The 17,530-nt window shown below is 71.7% G+C and carries 11 protein-coding genes; 8 read left to right on the top strand and 3 right to left on the bottom strand.

Annotated elements, in window-relative coordinates; genetic code table 11:
• Positions 1-83: 83 nt before the first annotated feature.
• On the bottom strand, positions 84-1,928 hold the full coding sequence (locus ACWGKS_RS12055) for a serine/threonine-protein kinase (protein ID WP_358509378.1): 1,845 nt from the start codon (positions 1,926-1,928) through the stop codon (positions 84-86).
• A 250-nt stretch (positions 1,929-2,178) separates the two neighbouring features.
• Between ACWGKS_RS12055 and ACWGKS_RS12050 the strand changes: the two genes are divergently transcribed.
• A complete protein-coding gene (locus tag ACWGKS_RS12050) occupies positions 2,179-2,466 on the top strand; it encodes a DUF6504 family protein (protein WP_358509381.1) in 288 nt (95 codons plus the stop codon).
• A gap of 58 nt (positions 2,467-2,524) precedes the next feature.
• On the opposite strand, the gene ACWGKS_RS12045 is transcribed toward ACWGKS_RS12050, so the two are convergent.
• Positions 2,525-3,109, bottom strand: a complete 585-nt coding sequence (locus ACWGKS_RS12045) for a GNAT family N-acetyltransferase (RefSeq protein ID WP_358509383.1) — start codon at positions 3,107-3,109, stop codon at positions 2,525-2,527.
• 152 nt (positions 3,110-3,261) lie between these two features.
• Complete coding sequence (locus ACWGKS_RS12040) at positions 3,262-4,377, bottom strand: peptidoglycan recognition protein family protein (RefSeq protein ID WP_358509386.1); 1,116 nt, start codon at positions 4,375-4,377, stop codon at positions 3,262-3,264.
• A 221-nt stretch (positions 4,378-4,598) separates the two neighbouring features.
• On the opposite strand from ACWGKS_RS12040, the gene cobC reads away from it, so the two are divergent.
• The 7 genes from cobC to ACWGKS_RS12005 all read left to right on the top strand — a co-directional run bounded on the left by cobC (position 4,599) and on the right by ACWGKS_RS12005 (position 17,437).
• Complete coding sequence (gene cobC / locus ACWGKS_RS12035) at positions 4,599-5,630, top strand: Rv2231c family pyridoxal phosphate-dependent protein CobC (RefSeq protein ID WP_358509528.1); 1,032 nt, start codon at positions 4,599-4,601, stop codon at positions 5,628-5,630.
• Positions 5,631-5,778: 148 nt separating this feature from the next.
• The gene (gene cobT / locus ACWGKS_RS12030) at positions 5,779-8,247 is read left to right on the top strand and encodes a nicotinate-nucleotide--dimethylbenzimidazole phosphoribosyltransferase (RefSeq protein ID WP_358509389.1); all 2,469 of its coding nucleotides are present in this window, start codon (positions 5,779-5,781) and stop codon (positions 8,245-8,247) included.
• A 258-nt stretch (positions 8,248-8,505) separates the two neighbouring features.
• Entirely contained in the window at positions 8,506-9,786 is a 1,281-nt protein-coding gene (gene cobA / locus ACWGKS_RS12025) for a uroporphyrinogen-III C-methyltransferase (protein WP_358509392.1), read from the top strand.
• Positions 9,787-9,858: 72 nt separating this feature from the next.
• On the top strand, positions 9,859-11,751 hold the full coding sequence (locus ACWGKS_RS12020; protein WP_358509395.1) for a dynamin family protein: 1,893 nt from the start codon (positions 9,859-9,861) through the stop codon (positions 11,749-11,751).
• Positions 11,748-14,399 (top strand): GTPase, encoded by a 2,652-nt coding sequence (locus ACWGKS_RS12015; RefSeq protein ID WP_358509398.1) that lies wholly within the window; start codon positions 11,748-11,750, stop codon positions 14,397-14,399. Before ACWGKS_RS12020 ends, ACWGKS_RS12015 begins: the two co-directional genes overlap by 4 nt.
• Positions 14,400-14,798: 399 nt before the next feature.
• Complete coding sequence (locus tag ACWGKS_RS12010) at positions 14,799-16,148, top strand: sensor domain-containing diguanylate cyclase (RefSeq protein WP_358509401.1); 1,350 nt, start codon at positions 14,799-14,801, stop codon at positions 16,146-16,148.
• Between the two features lie 89 nt (positions 16,149-16,237).
• Positions 16,238-17,437 (top strand): DUF4192 domain-containing protein, encoded by a 1,200-nt coding sequence (locus ACWGKS_RS12005; RefSeq protein WP_358509404.1) that lies wholly within the window; start codon positions 16,238-16,240, stop codon positions 17,435-17,437.
• The last annotated feature ends 93 nt before the right edge of the window (positions 17,438-17,530 follow it).

Here is a 17,530-nt window from a genome sequence, read left to right as displayed (position 1 = left end):
AGCGCGTTTCGGAGGGGTGTGATCCCACTGGAGACGAAACGGTTCTGTCGGTGGTGGTCGTCAAAGCGCGGGAACCGCCACGGTCACTCGTCGAGGATCCGCTCCACCCGGAAGTTCTCGTACAGCACCCGGAACGGGGACGTGCTCTGACCGCGGTGGTACTGCACGGCCTGGCGCTGGACGTATTGGTGGTCGGCGTAGTCGTCCGGGTAGGGCTCCTCGTCCACCGCGCTCACCGCGAGTCCGTCGTTGACCCACATTCGGATCTCGGCGGTCGGAACCTCACCCTCGTCGCCCGGGGTGAACTCACAGGCGAGCTTGATGTTGTTGCTCACCGGCTCCGGTTCCTCCCCACGGGACGTGGCCTGATCCGCTCCGTCGGTGGGGACCGCGGGATAGGGGCGGAACTCCGAGACCTCGCCCTTGGCCAGTTCCTCGGGATCCCAGGAGTCGTCGGCCAGGGTGCCCGAGATCTTGTCGATCACGGCCTCCGCGCCGTCCGCCCGCAACCAGGCACGATAGGTCGCCGTGTAGTCCTGGTCCGGGTGGTCGGGGTAACCGTCGGTGTCGTCCTCGTCCAGTTCGGCGTCGGTCGGGTGCAGGTCGCGGATGCACCGGAGTCCGACGGTGAGGTAGTCGTAGCCCTCCAGCACCTGGACGTCGCTGGTGACCAGGAGTCGTTCGGTGGTGTTCACGCCCTGGGCGGAGGGGGCCATCCAGTTGCGTCCGACGCTCGGATCCATCTCCGCGTTGGGGTCCATCGCCATCACGATCCCCTCGCCCGGCGCGTAGCCGCTGTCGTAAGGGCCGTCGTCCTCGTCGTAGATGGAGTCGCCCCACCCGGGGTCGGTGGCGAAGTCGGAGCCGTACAGGGTGGTGAGGTCCTCCGGGGGCGCGTCGTTCCCCGCCGCCAAGGCGAAGGAGAGACCGGCGATCAGGACCACGGCGCCCGTCCCGGCCCCGGCTCCGAGGAGGAGCCCGCGTCGGCGTGTGGGGGGTCCGCCGGCGCCCTGTGCGGTCTGGGTCGGGGGTGTGGCCGTGACCGGGGGCGGCGTCCACGTGGCGCTGATGGTGCGACCGGCCTCCTCCTCCGAGACGCCGGGCCGTCCCACGAGCCGATCCAGGATCGCCTGGGCGGTGGGCCGATTCGCGGGGTTCTTGTCGAGGGCTTGGCGCACCAGGACCGTCAGGGCGGGGTCCAGCCCGTCGAGCCGGGGCGCGGCCGTGGTGACGTTGTGCAGGACCGCCGGGACCGTCGCCGCGTGGAAGGGCGTCCTGCCGGTGCCGGCGAACGCCACCAGGCATCCCCAGGCGAACACGTCCGCGGCGGGGGTGGCCGGGTGACCGTGCAGGAGTTCGGGCGCGATGTAGGAGGGCGTGCCCATGAGCCGGCTGGAACGGGTGATGCCGCCGCCGTCGTCGTCCAGGGCGCGGGCGATGCCGAAGTCGATCACCTTCGGTCCGACGGGGGAGAGCAGCACGTTCGCGGGTTTGAGGTCGCGGTGGACCACACCCGAGCGGTGAATGGCGGTGAGCGCCGCCGCCACGCCCATGGCCAGTCCTTCGAGGTCACCGCCGCGGAGGGGACCGCGTTCGCGCACGGCCCGGGACAGGTCCGGGCCCGGGACGAACTCGGAGACGACGAACAGGGGGTCGCCCTCCAGGCGGGCGTCGATGACCCCGGCGGTGGAGAAGCGGGCCACACGGCGTGCGGTCTCGACCTCGCGGGCGAAGCGTCGCCGGAACGAGGGGTTCTCGGCCAGGTCGGGGTGGACGACCTTGAGCGCGACCTGTCGCCGGGAGTGGTCCTCGGCCAGGTACACGGTGCCCATGCCGCCGCGTCCCAGCCGGCGCGACAGGCGGTATCCGTCGATCTCCGTGGGGTCTCCGGAATGGGGGGTGGCGGGGCCGTCGTGCCCGTTGAACATGTGGGATGCCTCGTGGGGGTCGTGGGGGGCGCCGAGTGCCACGGTGCTCGCGGGTCCGTGGCTCGGGGGCTTCTCGGTCCCACGGATGGTTTCACAGGTGGTGATGTCGTCGAGGCGGAAACAGTTCCACGGCGGCCTTCCCTTCGCTAGTATTCGATCACACGTTCGAATGCCTGCTCGTACTTCCCCGCGTGCGGGCACCCCGGCGGTGCGCCCTGGCACCGCCGGACGCCAAACGAGGAGTCGGTCGATGCTTGGGGGAACGGTTGTGGGGCGGTACTACGGAGCGGACGTCACGGTCGTGGAGGAGGACGGCAGGCCCACCCGCTTCGTGTGGGACGGGCGGGTCTACGGGGTGCGCAGGATCATCGACCAGTGGGTGACCCTGCGCCGTGACTGGACACCGGGTGAGAGCTCCCAGGTACCCGAATGTCGGCACTGGAGGGTCGAGGCCGGATCGTCCTACTCCCAGGGGGTGTACGAACTCCGGCACGACACCACCACCGGTGAGTGGCTGCTCTCCCGGGTGTGGGGATGATCCGGGGGAGAACAGGGGACGGCCGGGTCGGTGCTACCACCGACCCGGCCGTCCTCGTCTACGGGGTCGTCTCCAGGTCCGTCGGCAGGAGACTGTAGACGGCCAGGTCGGTGCGGCCCTCGTTCAACGGCATCGCGTTGCGCTCCACGCCCTCGTGGACGAATCCGGTGGACTCGGCCACCCGGCGAGATGCGGTGTTGCCCACCGCTGCCTTGATCTCGATCCGTTGGAAGCCCTGTTCGATCGCCCAGCGGGACACCGCCACGACCGCCTCGGCGGCGTAGCCATGGCCCCGCCCCCAAGGCGAGATCCAGTAGCCGACCTCGGTGACCTTCGCGGGCCACTCGGTGCGCAGCAGGGCCGCCGAACCGACGAACCGGCCGCCCTCGCGCTCCAACAGGGCCCAGTGCTGGCCGTCGCCGGACGTACGAATGCCCGGCGCCAGACGCAGACAGAAGTCCTCCGCGTTCTCCCGGGTGTAGGGCTCGCCCGGGGACGGTAGCGGAACCCACCGCTGGAGGTCGGGGTCCACGCACGAGGCGTACACGTCGTCGATGTCGCGTTCGAGTACCGATCGCAGTCGGAGCCGCTCGGTCTCCAGGATGACCGCGGGCATGATCGGCGTGCTCTGAACGGTGGTCATGGTGGAGTCGGACCCTCTTTCCTCGAATCGCGCCGCGCACCCACGGCGTGGCGGCAGCGCTCACGATAGCCGCGCCGGCCAGGGTCGCCGCAACCGGATATCGAGGTGGTCACCGTCGTGACCTGCAAAAAGAGGCCTTCGCCACAGGGGTGCTAGAGCAGGCCACGGGCCACCCGCTCTCGGATGGCGGAGTCGAACACGTCGGCGAAGGCGTTGCCGGGGCACTCGGTGTCCAGCCAGTCCCGGTGCCGGGCCACCGCCTCCTGCGGGGTGACCGCGCCGGTGTCCGGGTTCACGTACTCGATCTCCCGAGCCGGGTCCACGCCGGTCAGCGCGCACAGCACCCGCAGCACCGTCACCAGTGAGTCCTGGGCGGCGCGGGTGGGCACCTCGTGGGTGAAGTCGCCGAGCAGGCACACCCCGATGTTGGCGTGGTTGAAGCCCGCCGCGTGGCCGGCCGTCACCGAACGGGCGCGGCCGGGCAGCGGCACCCCGGAGAAGACCGGGATCCGGTCCTCGCCCGAGTGCCGACCCTCGTAGACCACGCCGTCGGGGTCGATGAGCAGGTGGTAGCCGATGTCGCCCCAAGCCTGCTCGGCCGCGTGGAGTCGATACACCGCGCGCACGTCGGCGGCGTGGTCGTCGGTGGTCGCCATGGCCGTGTGGTGCACGGTCAGCGCCTGGACCCGATGGAACTCGGCCGGCCAGAGGTCGTCGCCGTCCTCGTCGAAGCGCAGGGACTCGTCCGCGCCCCAGCCCGCCCGCGTGCGCACCGGCAACAGGGAGGTGCCCGACAACGATCGGTACTCACCGCCCTCGGCGGAGAGCGTGGTCCGCTCCGGTCCACCGAAGGTGAGCGGTTCGCCGTCGCGGACGTTCACCGCGGTCAGGTCGGAACCGTCGGCGCCGCGTACCTGGTAGCCGATCGCGCCTTCCGGGGCGCGCACCATCGCGGTGGAGGCCGGGTCGAGGTGGTCCGGTCCTTCGGTGTGGAAGTGCAGCTCCCGCCAGGAGCCCCACCCGTCGGGGAGCTCGAAGCGCACCGAGGCGCCGGAGGCCCGATCGGGCGACCTGGAGACGGAGACCAGGTCGAACCGGCGGTCGGGGCGTACAGGGGAGCCGGTGGAGGTGGTGGTCTCGGTGAGTACCCGGGGGACGGCCCGGGTGTCGGAGCCCTGCGCCGAAGCGGCCGTGGGCGTGAGCAGCACGGGGGCCAAGGAGCCGAGGCCCGCCGCCGTGGCGGTGGTCAGGAAGGTACGCCGTCGCATGTGTGTCCGTTCTGTTCGCCGACTGTGTTCATCGCGGGGCAGGGCGTCAGGGGACGGGGACCGCAACAGCCTGCCACATGCCTGTGACATACGGCACGTGGGCGCGTCCTCGAAGTCCGAAGCGCTCGGACGCGGGGACCACACTGGAACCACTGGTCACATCGGAAACAAGGATGGGTGGGGTGTTGGAACGGACCGGAGAGGACCGAGACGGCGAGCACATGGACGACGATCACCACGACCTGCGCCACCACGGCGACGCGGAGGTGGGACCGGGACTACTCGACCTGGCCGTCAACGTCCGCGGGCGCACCCCGCCGGACCGGGTGCTCCGTCGGATCACCGACTCGCTCACCGACCTCGGCTCCTACCCCGACCCCGAACGGGCCCGCGTGGCCGTGGCCCGGCGGCATCGACGCGACCCCCGTCAGGTCCTGCCGACGGCCGGCGCGGCGGAGGCGTTCGTGCTCGTCGCCCGGGCGCTGAACCCCCGAAGGGCCGTCGTGATCCACCCCCAGTTCACCGAACCCGAGGCCGCCCTGCGCGCCGCCGGCCACGGGGTGGACCGGGTCCTGCTGCCGGCACCCGACTTCCTCCTGGACCCCGGGTCGGTCCCCGAGGACGCCGACCTCGTCGTGGTCGGCAACCCCACCAACCCGACCTCGGTCCTGCACCCCGCCGCGTCGATCGCGGCACTCGCCCGACCGGGGCGGATCCTGGTGGTGGACGAGGCCTTCGCGGACTGCGTCCCGGGCGAACCGGAGTCCCTGGCCCACCGCACGGACCTGCCCGGCCTCGTGGTGGTCCGCAGCCTCACCAAGACCTGGTCCCTGGCCGGGTTGCGGGCCGGCTACCTGCTCGCCGCACCGGACCTGGTCGCCCGACTGGCCGAGGCACAACCCTTATGGTCGGTCTCCACCCCGGCCCTGGCCGCCATGGAGGAGTGCGTCACGCCCCAGGCCCTCGCCGAGACGGAGCACTGGGCTCGGGGCCTGGCCGAGGAACGTCGCGCGCTCACCGAAGACCTGACGAACCACGGACTCACCGTCGTCCCTCGCGCGAGAGCATCTTTTCTGCTGGTCAAGGCGGTGGACGGGGAATCGTTGCGGCTTCGTTTGCGTGCGGAGGGCATCGCGGTCCGACGCGGCGACACCTTCCCTGGACTGGGGCCGGAGTGGTTCCGTGTGGCGGTGCGGGACTCCGGTACACGGCACGCGCTGACGCGGACTCTGGCACAGTTGATGGTGACTTGAGGGCCCGGCGGTGTGCCGGGAACGGGTTGCCCGGGGTCGGAGGGACCCCCACTGAGCGGCGCGAACGCCGCGGACTACGCTGGTTCGGATCCATCTCGGACCGGGCCCGAACGGGCAGCCCACGGACCTCTGCCTTCGGGGAGCGACCATGACCAACGATGACCGCGAGGAAGCCCGTCACACGGAGGGCGATCCCTCCGAACCACGGCGCGGCAAGCCCTCGCCGGGCCTCGGCCCGCGCCTGGGAGGTCTGCTCGACGGGCTGCCGGAGAGCGGCAAGGGCGCCCAGGGCGCCCCCGGCGCACCGGCCCCGCAAGGGGAGGAGCCGCGGTCCGTGCCGGGCAACCCCTTCCGCAGACCCCTGCGGGAACCCGCGGCGCCCAGTCGGCAGGTGCGCCCGGCGACCCCGCCCGCACCGGCCGCTCCACCCGCACCTCCCAGGAACGTGACACCGGAACCCGAGCCCGCTCCGGAACCGGAACCCGAGGCCGCGCCGGAACCCGAGGCCGAACCCGTGTCCACACGGGCGCCGGGCACCGCCCGCGATCCTCGACCGAACGTCATCCCCTTCCGCGGCGGCCCCCACCCGGCGGCACGGCCACAGGAGCCCCCCGCACCCGGGTCCGACTCCCCGCGAGAAGGAATCGCACAGGAACCACCCCCCGCGCAGGGTTCCACCGAACCCGACACAGCCACGAACCCCGGCCACGTGGACCAGGTCCCCGCGGCCGCCGAACCAGCGGAGCAGAGCGACACCGTGCACGCACACGAAGCAGCGGCCTCCTTCCCGGAGCCGCAGCACACCGGGCCACCCCGGGTGGGAGAGCCGGCCGGCGACGTCCGCGGCCGGCCCGTTCCGGCCCCCGAAACGCCCGCCGACGACGCCTGGCGGCACACCGGCCACGACTTCGACGACGCCGAACGCGCCGCCGTCTACCGTGCCATCCGCGAACGTCGCGACGTCCGAGCGGGTTTCCGGCCCGACCCGATCCCCGCCGACGTGCTCACCCGCGTCCTGGAGGCCGCCCACCAGGCGCCCAGCATCGGGCACACCCAGCCCTGGGACTTCCTGGTCATCGACGACACGGAACTGCGCGCACGGGTCCGCGACCTCGCCGAGCAGGAACGGGACTCCCACTCCGGGGACCGTCCCGGCGCTCGCGCCCACGCCTTCTCCGGTCTCAAGGTCGAGGCGATCCTGGACAGCCCGCTCAACATCGCGGTGACGGTCGACCCGACCCGGGGCGCGCAGGCGCCCGGACGCCACGCCAAGCCCGCCTCCTACGCGGCCGCGCTCGCCGTCGAGAACCTGTGGCTGGCCGCCCGCGCCGAGGGACTGGGCGTAGGTTGGGTCGGGATCACCGACGAGCGCGGTGTCGCCGACGTGCTCGCCCTGCCCTCCCATCTGGAGGTCGTCGCCTACCTGTGCGTCGGCTACGTCGACGAGTTCCCCACCGAACCCGAGCTCGGCCTCAGCGGCTGGGTGAAGGGACGGCCCCTGTCTTGGGCGGTGCACCGTGACCGCTACGGTCGCCGCGGTCTGCCCGGCCAGGAGCCCACCACCCTCCTGGAGGAGACCATCACCGCCATCGGAGCGCTGAACGCCCGCGCCGTGGAGGAGGCCAGAGACCGCCAGGCCAGGATGACCAAGCCGCTGGGGTCCCTCGGCGTGCTGGAGGACGTTTCGGTGCAGCTCGCCGGGTTGGCGGGGGAGTGCCCTCCGCCCATCCCCGAACCGGCCGCCGTCGCGGTGTTCGCCGGTGACCATGGTGTGTACGCCCAGGGGGTGACCGCCTGGCCGCAGGAGGTCACCGCGCAGATGGTGCAGAACTTCATCGACGGCGGTGCCGTGGTCAACGCCTTCGCCGAGCAGGTGGGCGCCGAGGTGACCGTAGTGGACGTGGGCGTGGTCGGCGACCTGCCCTCGGCCGCCGGTCTGCTGCCCCGCAAGGTCGCGCGGGGGACCGCCGACTTCACCCAGGGGCCGGCGATGAGCCGCGAGCAGGCGCTACAGGCCCTGGAAGGCGGGATCGAGGTGGCCCGCGACCTGGTTTCGGCGGGCAACCGCTGCCTGATCACCGGGGACATGGGGATCGGCAACACGACCCCCGCCGCGGCGCTGGTGTGCGCCTTCACCGGAACCGACCCGGCCGAGGCCACCGGTCGGGGCACCGGTGTGGACGACGCCACCTACGAACACAAGGTCGAGGTCGTTCGCAAGGCCCTGGCCGCCAACCCGGTGGACCCCGAGGACCCGATCGGAACCCTGGCGGCCTTGGGCGGCCTGGAGCACGCCGCGCTGGCCGGATTCATCCTGGGCGCCTCGGCGCTGCGGATCCCGGTGTTGTTGGACGGGGTCATCGCCGGCTCGGCCGCGCTGGCCGCCGCCGCGATCTCCCCGGAGTCGTTGAGCGCCTGCTTCGCCGGGCACCGTTCCACCGAGCCCGGTCACGGTGTGGTCCTGCGCCACCTGGGACTGACCCCGCTGGTGGACCTGGAGATGCGACTGGGCGAGGGGTCCGGCGCGCTGCTGGCGCTGCCTCTGCTGCAGGGCTCGGCGCGGGCGCTGCGCACCGTCGCCACCTTCGATTCCGCGGGGGTCTCCACGGACCGGTGATCCGGTCGGGCCGTGATGGTACGTGTCCTGGGACGAGGGGACCCCGCCACCAGAGGAGGTGGTGGGGTCCCCTCGCGTCGATGCGGCGGGAGTCACCCCGCTCCGTGCTCACCCCTTTACACGGCTGTAATACCGCTTTGACAAGGTATTTTGGAGCAATCGCCGAAATTCTCCGGCGGCGTGCCGGGGCATCGGTCCCGCGCGCACCCCGCCGCCGATGTCGGGGGCCGGTACGGACGACCATGAGGGGTACGATCCGTGACCTATCTCCTTGGCCTGCGCATGCGGGACCGTGACGTGCTGGTCGTGGGCGGCGGAAGGGTCGCCCAACGTCGGGTGCCCGTCCTCCTCGGGGCCGGCGCCCGGGTCACCCTCGTCTCTCCGGAGGTGTCCGCCGCGCTGGAGGACCTCGCCGACGCGGGACGTCTCACCTGGGTGCGCCGCCCCTTCGAACCCGGTGACGTGGTCGGTCCCGATTCCCCCGCCTACTGGCTGGTGCACGCGGCCACCGACTCCGCCGAGGTCAACGCCGCCGTGGCCGCCGAGGCCGAGGACTCCCGGATCTGGTGCGTGCGCGCCGACGACCGGCACGCCTCCTCCGCCTGGACCCCGGCCAGCGGTGACTCCGGTGGAATCACCGTGGGCGTGGTGGCCTCCGGCGATCCCAAACGTTCGGCCGGGGTACGCGACGCCATCATCGAGGGTCTGGCCGAGGGCGCCCTGGACGCCCGACGCGGACGCGAACGCCTCAGCGGCGTCGCCCTCGTCGGCGGCGGCCCGGGCGACCCGGGCCTGATCACCGTCCGCGGCCGCCGGCTCCTGTCCCAGGCGGACGTGGTGGTGGTCGATCGGCTCGCCCCCACCTCCCTGTTGGACGCGCTGCCCTCGGACGTGGAGATCGTGGACGCCGCGAAGATCCCCTACGGCCGCTCCATGACCCAGGACGAGATCAACTCCGTCCTCGTCGAACGGGCCAAGGAGGGGAAGTTCGTCGTCCGGCTCAAGGGCGGGGACTCCTTCCTGTTCGGTCGAGGTGGGGAGGAGGTGGCCGCGTGCGTCGCCGCAGGCGTCCCGGTCATCGCGGTCCCCGGGGTCACCAGCGCGCTGGCCGCCCCGGCCGGAGCGGGCATCCCCACCACCCACCGCGGAGTGACGCAGGACGTGCACATCGTCTCCGCGCACGTGGCCCCGGGCGACGCGCGCTCGACCGTCGATTGGGCGGGCCTGGCCCGTTCCAACGGTACGATCGTCGCTCTCATGGGTCTGGAACGGATCGAGGCGATCGTCGAGGCGCTGACTTCGAACGGTCGCTCCGGGGACACCCCCGTCGCCGTGGTCCAGGAAGCGACCCTGCCATCGCAGCGAACCGTGACCGGTACGCTGGCGAACATCGCAGCCACGGTTCGATCGGCCGGAATGCGGCCCCCCGCGGTGGTGATCATCGGAGAAGTGGTCCGAACAGCGCGGGAACTTGACATACTGCACACGGGAACCCAGAGCGACCTGGATCGTCTGGCGACCGGGCGCGATCTGGAGTGAGACCTCCGACGGCGGCACACGCCAGGCCCGTCGACGGGGACCATCAGCAGTGATGAGGAGGGCATACCGATCATGACCCGGCCGTCGGCCGCACCGGACACCTCCGGTTCCGATGCCCCGGACCGGTTCACCACCGGACCGGACGCCACCTCCGCGCGACCCACCGCGGACCCCTCAGCCGTGCACGGGGACGAGACCCCCGACAACGGCCGCCGGGGTCCCACCGTTCCCGTGCCCTCCGGGCCGGCCAAACATCGGGCGCCCGGCAACGAGGACGACCGTTTCGAACAGGTCCTGGAGTCGCTGCGCAAGCAGATCCGCGATCTGCGCTTCGCCGAGGGGCTGGCCGGCGCCGACGATGGCAAGGCCCTTCAGGTGGACGTGCTCGCCCAGCTGTCCGACTACGTCCTGCCGCGGGTGCGCCGCCCCGACATCCCCCTGCTCATCGCCGTGGCCGGTTCCACCGGTGCCGGTAAGTCCACGCTGGTCAACAGTCTGGTCGGCGAGCAGGTGACCACCACGGGCGTGCGTCGCCCCACCACCAACAGCCCCGTCCTGGCCTGCAACCCGGCCGACGTGGACTGGTTCAGCGAGGCCTCCTTCATCCCCACCCTGCCGCGAGTACGTCAGCAGGGTCTGGCCATGCCCGGCAAGGACGGCATGCTGGTGCTGGCCGCCACCGAGGCCATGCCCGCGGGGGTGGCGCTGCTGGACACTCCCGACGTCGACTCCGCGGTGTCGGCCCACCACGAGTTCGCCGCCAAGTTCCTGGACGCCGCCGACCTGTGGGTGTTCGTCACCACCAGCGGACGCTACGCCGACGCGCGGGTCTGGGAGTTCCTCCAGGTCGCCAGGGACCGGGACACCTCCCTGGCCGTGGTGCTCTCCCGGGTGCCGCGCAAGGGCCGTCGCCAGTTGCTCGACCACTTCGGCGCCATGCTGGAGGCCAACGGTCTGAGCAACGCCTCCCGGTTCGCGATCCCCGAGACCGACCAGATCGAGGGCGAACGCTTCACCTCCAACGTCGCCGACCACATCCGTGACTTCCTCGCGAACGTGGCAGGAGAGGCCGAACAGCGTGACCGGGTCTCCCGGCGCACCTTCATCGGTGTCATCGACAGCTTCCGTACCCGGGTGCCGGAACTGGCCCGTCAGGTCGAGGCGCAGATCGAGACCGGCCGCACTCTGGGATCCGCCGTCGACGACGCCTACGCGGCGGCCGAGAAGCACATCGAGACCTCCCTGGCCGACGGTTCGCTGCTGCGCGGTTCGCTCTCGGCCCGTTGGCAGGAGCTCGCCGCGGGCGGAGAACTCGCCAAGAGCATGCGTCCACGCAAGAAGAAGCGCTCCCGCAAGGCCCGCGAGGTCCAGGTGGAGCGCGGCGAGCGGATCCAGGCCCTGGAACGCGCGGTGCGCGACTCGTTGGAGGCCCTGATCGTCTCCAGCAGTGAGCGCGCCGCCGAACAGGTCGAACAGCGCTGGCGTCAGGTGGCCGGCGGCGGCGACCTGGCCGCCAAGGCGCTGGAGATGCCCGGAAGCGGGATGTTGGCCCAGGAGATCCGCCAGGAGATCGACGAGTGGCGGGGCGAGATCGCGGAGATGACCACGGCCGACGGCGCCACCAAGCGTTCGGTCGCCCGTTTCGTCACCTTCGACCACGACGTCGTCGCCCTGGTCATGATCATCGACCTGCTGGGCTACGAACGTTCACACTCCGGGGGCGGGGCCCACGCCGCCGACACCTCGGGTACGTCCCCGCAACGTCTGTTGAAGGGGCTTTTCGCCGCGCAGTCGCTGCGCGGCATCGGCCGGTCGGCGCGGGAGAACCTGCGCCGGCGCGTGCTGGGCCTGCTGGCCCGGGAACGGGTCCCCTTCGACACCGCCCTGTCCTCCGCCGGAATTCCGTCCGATGACAGCGCCGTCCAGCTCTATCAGGCCACGTACAACCTCGAGATTGCCAGATGACGACTCAGTGGAACCCCGCGCAGGCGGGGGACAGCGGCCCCGGGGAGTCGAACACCCCAGGTGAGGACACCGAGCGCGAGAGCTCGTCGACCCCCGAACCTTGGGCGGACGAGCAGGCGCCGGAGCCCTACCAGAGCGGCCCGTGGCGTGGTTACACCATGCCGGTGCCCGAACATCCCGAGCACGCTCGGGAACGGATCCGCGGCACGGAGGAACCCGCCGCCTACGACGGCATCACCGGCTACCCGGATCCGTCCGGAGCGGGTGCCGCCCTCGGTGGACTGCAGAACCCGGGCGTGCCACGGAACCCCTCCGAGAACGAGCGCCGGGACGAGCCCGGGGAAGGGCCCGAGGAGCGGGACCGGGGAGCGCAGCGGCGCGGCCGGCACACCCGTCTCGCCGCGGGGCAGCCCGGTGCCGGGCGCCGTGCCTCGGGCGAGGAGACGCGCGAGGACGATCCGGACAACCTCGCGGGTTGGGTCGGCAGCCTCAGCAAGGCCGCCGACGACACCCGCATCGCCGGTCGTCACACCGGGTCCTTCCCGGTCGTGCGCCCCGACGAGGACGCCCCGGGCGGTTCCGACACCGAGGAGGCCTCGGACGAGGGTCCCGAGCGCGACGTTTCCCGCGCCGAGCAGGGTCGCACGGTGGGCTCCAGGGTCTGGCGCGCCGAGCCCGAGCCCCCCGCCGCCACTCGGGTGGGACCCGGCGACGTCGACGAGGGGACGAGCGCCGCCTACACCGGCGGCGGTGACGTCCTGGCGCCCTCCGAGGACACGAGCGCCTCCCACCCGGAACGGGTCGAGGTCGCCGAACCGGCCGACGAGACCGGCGAGGCCGCCGCGGACGCCACGGACGACGCTCCCCCTCCGCTGCCACGCAGGGTCCCCGGACCCTCGGCGGTCTCCGGGGCCTTCCGGGCCATCGGGAACGACACCGCCACTTCGGCGGAGGCGGATTCCGCGGCCGATGAGGACCCCTCCACCGACGACGAGGAGTACCGACCCACCAACCACGACCGGTGGCAGCCCACCAGCACCACCAGCCGCGCCGAACTCATCGAACGCCTGGACGCGTTGAGCACCCTGGTCGAGATCGGCAAGGACGACCTGCCCGAGGAGGTGCTGGGCCGGGCCGGACAGTTGCTCGACCACGCCGGGGCGAGGCTGCGCCTGTCCGGCGACCACACGGTCGTGGCCCTGGCCGGGGGAACCGGAAGCGGTAAGTCCTCCCTGTTCAACGCCTTGTGCGGGCTGGAACTGTCGCAGACCGGCGTCACCCGCCCCACCACCTCCAACGCGCACGCCTGTGTGTGGGGGCACGAGGGCGCCGACGCCCTGCTGAGCTGGCTGGGCGTGCCCACCCGCTACCGTCATTCCCGCACCAGCGTCCTGGACAGCGGTGAATCCGGACTGACCGGCCTGGTCCTGCTGGACCTGCCCGACCACGACTCGGTGCGCAGCATGCACACCGCCGAGGCGGACCGGCTCATCGGCTCGGTGGACCTGCTGGTGTGGGTGCTGGACCCGCAGAAGTACGCCGACGCGGCCGTGCACCACCGTTACCTGGCCAACATGGCCGGGCACGGGGCCGTCACCGTCGCGGTGCTCAACCAGGTCGACAAGGTCGAGCCGGAGGAGCTGGAGGAGCTCCTCACCGACCTGCGTCGCCTGCTGGAGACCGAGTCCGGGGTGCACCCGCGGGTGATCACCACCTCCACCATCACCGATCACGGCATCGACGAGCTGCGTGAGTTCCTCAGTGAGTCGGTGACCGAGAAGCACGCCCTGGTGGATCGCCTGGTCGCCGACCTGGACCAGGTCATCGAACCGTTCGAGGAGTTCCACGGCGGGACCGAGCCCGACGGGACCGTGTCCGCCCGGGTGCGGTCACGGATCCAGCAGGGGCTGGCCGACGCCGCCGGTGTGTCCGCCGTGGCGGACGTGGTGGAGACCAACGACGTGCGTCGCGGGCGACGCCGGGTCGGTTGGCCCGTGGCCCGCCGCGCGATGAAGCTACGCAAGGACCCGCTCGCCGCGGTGCGGTTGGAGTTCCTGCGCCGGGACACCCCCGGTGTGGGTGGCCCGGTCGACGCGCACGAGGCCGAACTGGAGACGGTCCTGGGCGAGTCCGCCGACGAGGTGTCGGAGGGTATGCCCGCGGTGTGGCGTCGGCGGATGCGCGGCGCCGCCCGGAGCGGGGTCTCGGAGCTGCCGGCCGAGCTGGGTGAGGCGGTGACCGCCGCGGTCGGCGACCCGGACCGCAGCCCTTCCTGGTGGAAGGCCGCGCGCACGGTGCAGTACGCGCTGTTGACCGTGGCCGGTGTCGGTCTGCTGTGGACGTTGGCCTCCTTGGTCAGTTGGTCGGGCGGTGGCATCACCGGTCTGGTGTTGTTCGACGATCCGGCCGCGATGGCCTACGCGGGCGCGGTGGCCGTGGCGAGCCTGCTGGTGGGCTGGCTGACGGGGGTGGGATGCGGCAACCTCGTGGAGGTCGCCGCGGTCCAGCGCCGTGAGGACGTGGAGCGTGACGCCCGGGAACGGGTCCGCGAGATCGCGGGGATGCGTGTGGTGACCCCGATGGAGGACGAGTTGGCGCGCCACCGCGCTTTCCGTGCCGCCTACGAGGTGGCTCGACCCAGGGGTTGACCTGGGCGATTTCGAGGAATCGCCGTAGGGGCGGGGGCGGATGCCGATGGGCACCGTCCCCGTTCGCGTGTCCGGGGGAGGTTCACGGCCAGTAGAGGACAAATCGTGACGCTTGTAAATGCCCCAGAGACACAGGGTGACGGCTACCGTAGGCTCAACCTGCGGGCTACATACAATCGGCGATTAAGTTATTACCCAAAGTAATGTAAAGTGAGGGGGTGTGCTTGCCGGTCTTCGAATCGGGGGTTCTCCGTCGGACCCGGTGACCGAGCGGCACCGCGGGGGAACGGGAGGCGATTCCGGTTCGTCGTAGTGAGAACCGTGAGAGGCGGTGGGCACATCAGAGTCGGTAGTCGCGTACGGACGACAGAGGGCGTGGCGGGAAGGGAGGACGGAGCGGTGAGCATCTCGGAGAAGCCGATGGCCCCCGAGGAGAATCCGCCCGGGCAGCGACGACGGTCCTGGCCGGTCTTCCAACAGCCCCGTGGGCTGGTCGTGTACCTCGTCCTGCTGGTGACCTCCGCACTGTTCCTGATCGGCGTGACCGTCGCCCAGACGTCCATCACGAGCTTCGACCTCGTGCTCTTCGTCGCCCTCGTCCTGTGCGCACTGGTGTGTCTGGAGGCGATACGTCGGATCGGTGTGCCCGAGGGACTGAGCCGCGATCTGCTGGGCGCGTGGTGGCTCCCCGCCATGCTCCTGCTGCCACCCCTGTACTCCCTGCTCATCCCCATCCCGGTCTTCCTGCTCCAACGCCGCAAGCGGCGCGCGATGTTGCACCGCCAGATGTTCAACACGGCCGCGGTGGGCGTCTCCGGGTTCGTGGCCTCGCTGCTCTGGCACGGTGCGCAGAGCGGACCGGTCGAGGGGCTCGGGGGATCCACCACCGCGCACGCCACCCTCGCCAGTGTCAACGGAGTCTTCCTCGCCCTGTTGTGCTGCGTCGTCTTCACCCTCTTCAACACGGCGCTGGTGTTCCTGGCGGCCCGGCTCAGCCCCGACGGTGGGACGCCGAGCATGTGGGACCGCGAGGCGTTCCTGGTGGACTGCGTCGAATTATGTGTCGGCGTCACCGTGGCCATCCTGGCCCAGCTCTCCCTGTTCCTCCTGGTCATCGCCGTCCCGCCGGTCCTGTTGCTGCAGCGGAGCCTCGTCTACCAGCAGTTGCAGACCGCGGCGCGGACCGACCCCAAGACCGGGCTGCTCAACGCGCCCACCTGGGAGCGGGAGGCGGCGAGTCAGATCGCCCGCGCGCGGGAGTCCCGAGGCCGGGCCGCGGTGCTGATCGTCGACATCGACCACTTCAAACGGGTCAACGACACCTACGGACACCTGTTCGGTGACCAGGTCCTGTTGGGTGTGGCCACCACGATCTCCCAACAGTTGCGGGAGTCGGACCTGCTGGGCAGGTTCGGTGGCGAGGAGTTCGTCGTCCTGCTCCCGGGCTCCGACGTCACCGAGGCCTGGCAGGCGGCGGAGCGACTACGTTCCCAGGTCGGCCGGATGGAGATCGCGGTGGACGAGGTTCCCGTCTCGATCACCATCTCGATCGGTGTGGCGGTGGTCGGCGACCACGGAGACGACCTCGTGGAATTGCTGACCGCCGCCGATTTGGCGCTGTACCGGGCCAAGGAGACCGGCCGCGACCGTGTGTGCCTGCCCGCCGGGCGGCCCGAGGTGAGTAACCGGATACCCGGGCCGCGCGAGGGCGGCGTCTACGATGGCGGAAGTACCGAGAACCGCCCCTGACCTGCTGATACCTCCGGGCCGGTGTGAGTTTTCCACAGGCTCGGAGGGCGTCGCTTGCCGTGTGGGCCTCGGTGACCGAACGTGAGTACATGCCCTGTGATCAGCATGGACACGACGACGGCGCATCCTCCCGACACGATCATGCCCGCCCCGGTGCGCGGGCCCTGCCCCCACCCCGCTCCGCGATTCCGCCCGCCCACCTGGCCGACCCACGGGCCTTCCTGGCCGCCCTGCCCACCATGGCGCGGCGTTCGGTGCGCGACTCCGTGCTGGTCCTGGTCGTCGACCGGGGTGACCCACGCGGGTTGCTGCACGGCACCCTCGACCGGTTGGACCACGTCCTGACCGCCGCGCGCAGCGGTGCGGTGGCCGTCCGGGCGGCGCTGGAACTGTCCGGCGGCGCGGCCCTGTTGGCCGGGTTCGGCCCGCCCGAACGCGTGGACCCGCACGTCAGGTCGTTCCTGACCGAGGCGGCCGCGGCGGGTCTGCCCGTCCCGGCCGCCTACCGGGCGACGGGGGACCGGTTCTGGTCCTACCTGTGCGAGGACGAGGGTTGTTGCCCCGCGGAGGGGACGCCCTTCGACCCGCGCGCCCGCGCCACCCTGTGGAAACCTCCGGACCTGGTCGCCGAACGACACGACGGGTCATCGCGACCGGTCGAGCGCGAGGCCGTGGAGCCCGAGGACGCGGGGTCGGAGGAGACGGACCCGGCCCGGGTCCGGGCGCTGCTGGAACCCGTGGCGGGCGAGCAACGAGCGGCCGTCGCCGAGTCCGCGGCGCTCCTGGAGGAACGGTTCCGCGCGGAACGCGGCCGCGAGGCCTCACGGAGTCGGATCCGGCGGGTGCGGTCGGTGGTGCGCCGGGAGGTGAGCGAGCGGGTCCGCGACCCCGACACCTTGGCGATGCTCGGCGTGGCCATCCTCGACCTGCGGGTACGCGACGCCGTGTGGGCCCGCATCACCCCGGAGGAGGCCCCGCTGCACCGGCGGCTGTGGTCCCGGGTGACCCGGCACGTCCCACACCGGCACCGGGCCGGCCCGGCCTCCCTGCTGGCCGTGGCCGCCTGGCAGGCCGGCGACATGGCCCTGGCCCGGGCCGCGATCCAGAGCGCCCTGGCGGCGCGGCCCGGATACGCGATGGCGGTGTTGATGGAACGGGCGCTGGGCTGGGGGTTGTCGGCCCAACGTTGGGCCCGGCACATGGCCGAGCACGCGGACCGGTTCGAGTTCGACGCAGGGCCCGGGGACGGGACGGAACCCGGTCCGGGTCGTGTCCCACCACCACGTTGACCCCGTGCCCACATCCGGCGCCGGTCGGGTGTGGGCACGGGTTCCGCACTCAGAGACGGAAGTGGCGGGGGCACGGTCTCCGACGGCCTAGGC

The organism is Nocardiopsis sp. NPDC055879 (genome assembly GCF_053615935.1).
The sequence above is the reverse complement of the archived record's forward strand: the minus strand, read 5'-3'. Positions and strand labels throughout refer to the sequence as shown.